General features: G+C 63.3%; 8 protein-coding genes. 1 reads left to right on the forward strand and 7 read right to left on the reverse strand.

The window, feature by feature from the left end; translation table 11 throughout:
* Positions 1–160: 160 nt before the first annotated feature.
* Positions 161–361, forward strand: a complete 201-nt coding sequence (locus tag RQH14_RS23045) for a hypothetical protein (RefSeq protein WP_311215435.1) — start codon at positions 161–163, stop codon at positions 359–361.
* Positions 362–474: 113 nt separating this feature from the next.
* On the opposite strand, the gene RQH14_RS23050 is transcribed toward RQH14_RS23045, so the two are convergent.
* The 7 genes from RQH14_RS23050 to RQH14_RS23080 form a co-directional block, all read right to left on the reverse strand.
* A complete protein-coding gene (locus RQH14_RS23050) occupies positions 475–624 on the reverse strand; it encodes a hypothetical protein (RefSeq protein ID WP_231339858.1) in 150 nt (49 codons plus the stop codon).
* Positions 625–806: 182 nt separating this feature from the next.
* Positions 807–1,790, reverse strand: coding sequence for a DUF4192 family protein (locus RQH14_RS23055; RefSeq protein WP_311215436.1), 984 nt, complete (start codon positions 1,788–1,790; stop codon positions 807–809).
* A gap of 78 nt (positions 1,791–1,868) precedes the next feature.
* A complete protein-coding gene (locus RQH14_RS23060; RefSeq protein WP_311215437.1) occupies positions 1,869–2,219 on the reverse strand; it encodes a hypothetical protein in 351 nt (116 codons plus the stop codon).
* Between the two features lie 585 nt (positions 2,220–2,804).
* On the reverse strand, positions 2,805–3,155 hold the full coding sequence (locus RQH14_RS23065; protein WP_311215438.1) for a hypothetical protein: 351 nt from the start codon (positions 3,153–3,155) through the stop codon (positions 2,805–2,807).
* A 74-nt stretch (positions 3,156–3,229) separates the two neighbouring features.
* Positions 3,230–3,367: a hypothetical protein gene (locus RQH14_RS23070; protein WP_311215439.1), complete on the reverse strand. Its 138-nt coding sequence runs from the start codon at positions 3,365–3,367 to the stop codon at positions 3,230–3,232.
* Positions 3,334–3,504 (reverse strand): hypothetical protein, encoded by a 171-nt coding sequence (locus RQH14_RS23075; RefSeq protein ID WP_311215440.1) that lies wholly within the window; start codon positions 3,502–3,504, stop codon positions 3,334–3,336. Before RQH14_RS23075 ends, RQH14_RS23070 begins: the two co-directional genes overlap by 34 nt.
* A gap of 69 nt (positions 3,505–3,573) precedes the next feature.
* Positions 3,574–4,011, reverse strand: coding sequence for a hypothetical protein (locus tag RQH14_RS23080; protein WP_311215441.1), 438 nt, complete (start codon positions 4,009–4,011; stop codon positions 3,574–3,576).
* Between the last annotated feature and the right edge of the window lie 103 nt (positions 4,012–4,114).

Raw genomic sequence — 4,114 nt, forward strand, 5'->3', positions numbered from 1 at the left:
CCAACAGCCGGCCACGGAGCGAAGCGGAGTGGACGCCCAAAAGGGTGCGAGCCCCACGAGCACGCTGCTGAGTCAGCAACACGGGTACCCGTCCCCCACTGGTTTGAAATTCGGCCTTACGTTCACCAGGTCATGTAGATCTGAAGTGAAGGACGTTGCCATGAATACTGAAAGCATCAGGCTGGAACTCTCCCGGATGACGGCGAGGGTTGAAGCGTTGGAGGATCAGCCGCTGTCTGAAATCGTTGCGGCGGCCAGGAGCGAGGCCAACGCGATCAACCTGACGATGGCCGAATCCACGTTGCAGGCCTGGGCCCGTGCCGTTTACTACGGCATTGGGTTCCGGTTCCATCTCCGCTGAGTGCGGCTGTTCCTGTAAAGGCAGAAGAGCCGGCACCCTGGTGGGGCCGGCTCTTCGTTGTTCCTCGGCAAAAAGGAAATCTGTGGTGCAGCGTCGTTGCTGCAGGGGGTGCGCTAGAAGTCGTGGTGTTCCTGGGGGTGAGTGAAGTCCACCGCTCCCAAGGATTCATTGGCGGTGAGCAGCTGCAGCTCGATGACGTCTTCGAGGAAGCTCGCCTCTGGTGTTGGTTTGTCGTCCTCAGTCAGGATGTATTCGGTTCCCATGTTGGATCTCCTGGTGCAGTGTTCTCGTTGAAGTTCACTGTAGCCGTGGATCCTTTGCGTTGGCTGGGTTGCTGCTGCGCCCGCGCCAGCGTTATGGCGGCCGGGGGAGCGCCAGCGGAGGAGGCCGCCCCGCTACTGAGCGGCCGGGCAGGACCGTTGCTGATCCTGCCCGGCCTGACCGGTTAGCTGGTGGGGCGCTTATAGGCGGTTTCTTGGTTCTTGGCGACTTCTGCGATGTAGACGCTGCCAATCAGGTCGTACAGCTGTTCTGCAAACCGGTAACCGTGCACGTCCTCGACGGCCAGTTTCAGGTAGCGCTCTGCGTGCTTTCCATATCCTTTGAGCCATTGCAGCCATCCCATGAGGGTCAGCATGGGTGCGCGCTGGCCCTCGGGGACGGCCTTCATCAGTTCGAACGCAATGGTTTCGGCGTGGTCCACGCGCTTCCAGTCGGGACGGCCGTTGAACTTGCCCAAAATGATGTCAATGATGACGCCGTTGTTCGTGGTGATGGTGTCGGCCATGAGGAAGTCCCTGATGAAGTTGTCTTGGAACCATGCCGCCAGTTTCCGTGCGGTCTCATGGTCCGGCATGCCGTCGGCGTCCAGTGCGGTTACCCATTCGCGCCGTGCTTCCTCTACGGATTCCTCCGTGCGGACGGGCACCTGAACCGGCTCGACCCATTTGCCCAGCAATGCCGGGTTGTAGATGTCCACGGTCGGGGCGCTTCCCATGAAGGTCAGGGTGGCGTTGGCGTTGCTGTCCTTGATCTGCTCCAACGGGTTCCGCTCCATGCTGCCGTAAGCGGCCCAGTGGGTGCTCGTGACGAGGTAGACCTTGCGGACGGGCATCCGTGCCGTGGCCAGTTCGTTGCCCAGGGCCGCGACGTGCGCGGCGTAGGGGAACCGGGCATCGGTGCTGGTTTCGTCGGTGTAGACGATGAGGTAGCAGGCCGTAGCGTTCTCGTCCTGTGCCGCGAGGCTGGTCACCGTTTGGGCGAAACCCAGCGGTGCCGCGTCCATGGGGGCGTCCACGCGCAGCGTGGCGCCAAGGGCTCCGGCGGTGGCTGTCAGCACGACGAATGATTCTGTGGGGGTTCCTCCGAGCAGGTGCGGGACGTAGGCCAGCAGGTCAGCGGGGCTGGTGAGGGTGAGTTTTTCAGTCATGATGTGTGTCCTTCTTTTGCCGAGAAAGTGAGTGGTTGGGGTGGCCGGGAACGTCGGGTTCCCGGCCACCGTGGGCGGCTAGGCCGCTGACTGGATCAGGCGGGTATCGAACAGCACTTCGGCCCTGCGGATGAGGTAGTCCGGCACGTCATTGTCGTGGTTCAGTCCTGCCCTGCCCAGGAACACGGCGTTCCCGGTTACCGGCAGGTCAAGGCCGGTTTCGTGGAGCAGCTGCACCGCACGGACGTTTGAAGGTCCGGTGGTTTGCGTTTCCGCGTTCAGGTAGACCTGCCAGTCGCCTCGGGCGATGCATTCCAGTCCGCCGCCGACGATGATCTGAAGGCTTGTGTGCCGGGCGTCAACGCTGTGCACGGTGACGCTTTCGCTCAGTCGCGCCGGGATATACAGCGCGATCAGGTGGTTCAACATGTTGCTCCTTCTTTTGCCGAGAAAGGTGGTGGGTGGGGCGACCAATGGTGACCGGCCAGCTCCCCTCTCCCCCCGTTGTTTTTTGGTTGCTGGCAAGCTTGCTTGCTCGGCGGCCAGCGGAGCCCTGTCTACCCGCAGGGCAAGGTGCTGGAAATCTTCGAAAGGAAATAAGCGAAGCGCCGTCGAAGAATTCCAGTGCCGCAGGCCCCGACTGCTTTTGGAGGGACTAGACGGGGTGGAGTGGACGCCTACAATCCGGAGGACAGCAACCAGAAAACGTCGGAGACAAACAGGTGATGACGGGCAGGAGCTCTGCGACGGACCGGCAGCACCCAACAGCCGACCACGGAGCGAAGCGGAGTGGACGCCCAAAAGGGGTGCGAGCCCTGCGAGCATGCTTCTCCTCTGGCTCCCGCGGATCCGCCCAGGGCAATCCCCGCCCGGGTTTGCCGCAGGCACCAGGTGACCGACAACCGGCCCCGTTGCGGGATTGGCGGTCCGTCGCCGGCAACCACCCACCCGGGCCAGCCACCTGCGGCGGACCGCCCGCCGTGACCGGCCCAGAAAGACCGGCCACCCTCCGGGCTACTCGCGGCGGTCGTGGAGCGGGATGGCTCCGTACTGTCCGGCTGCGCGTCGGAATCGTGAGTCGCTGCTGAAGATGAACGTGCCGCCGAACATGTACCACGGGGCCGGTTCGTCGTCTGGGGCGACTGGCTCGGCGTGGATCACGGTTTCGCGGTGGAAGCTGTCGTTCTTGACGAGCCGGACGGCGGGCCGTTCCTCGGTGGCTTCGAAAACGGGGTCGATGCCCTCGCCGATGACGGTTACCTCCATGACGCGGGCGGAAATGCCCTGATTGGAGAAGTCCGCGCCCAGTGCGTCGCGGTAGATCAGGGCGGTGATGCCTTTGGGGGCTGTGGTGGCGTTGCTCATGTGCTGGCTCCTTTGAAGTGGTGGGGATGTACTGCCCGGCTCTGGCCGGGCAGTACATCGGTTCTCAGTTCCTGCTAGAGGAACGTGGGGCGGTGTTCTGCGGCGAACAGGACGGCCACGGCTTCGTTGTGCCAGTCCAGTGCCGCGTATTGCCGGGTGATGGTCAGCTCGCCGGGGTTCAGATCGGCCTCGGTGGTGACGGCTGCAGCCATGCCGCGTATGTGGGCGGCGAGGTCTTCGGCTCCGTCGGTGCTGTAGGCGACCGGGGACTCTCCACGATTGCGGCGAGGGTTTCGAGGAAGACCACGGCTTGGGCCGGACTGTTGGCGATGACGCGGTTTTCGGTCATTGTTCTCGGTCCTTTGCTGGTTTGGTGCCTTGCCGGGCGGGGGTCCGCCCGGCAAGGAGTCGAGGGCTGTTAGGCGGCGGCTGCTGGTTGGAACGTGGGCGGGATGCGGTAGCGGCTGGGAAGCTCCGCGGCGGCTTCGGGCAGGTCCGCAGGGCCTTGGGCTTGCCCGTTCTTCCAATGGGAAAAAGCCTCTTCGGTGATCGCGTCCCAGAAACGGGCCTTGGTCCGGTAGAACGTCGTTTTCACGTCGCCCTCGCAGTAGGTAGCCATGCCGAACAGGTTTCCGGTCCCGTCGGCGGTGCGGGTTCCAGCAACCATGACGTAGGGCCACTGGCCCAGGTCCCAGCCGTCGCATCCCCAGCTGGGGATCACGGCCCAGCCGTGTTCTGAGATGACGTCCATCCAGTCGTAGCCGTCGTTCATGTGGTAATCCACGAGTAAGGGCACGTCGTGGATGGTTTCGCCGGTGTCCTCTGTGATGATCGTCTGGACGCTGATTGCGTTCATGGTGTTGCTCCTTCTTTTGCCGAGAAAGGTGGTGGGTGGGGCGGCTTAGGTGACCGGCCAGCTTCCCCTCTCCCCCGTTGTTTTTTGGCTGCTGGCGAAGCTT

The sequence above is a fragment of the Arthrobacter sp. WCS2018Hpa-7 genome, from assembly GCF_031843805.1.
Lineage (GTDB): Bacteria > Actinomycetota > Actinomycetes > Actinomycetales > Micrococcaceae > Arthrobacter.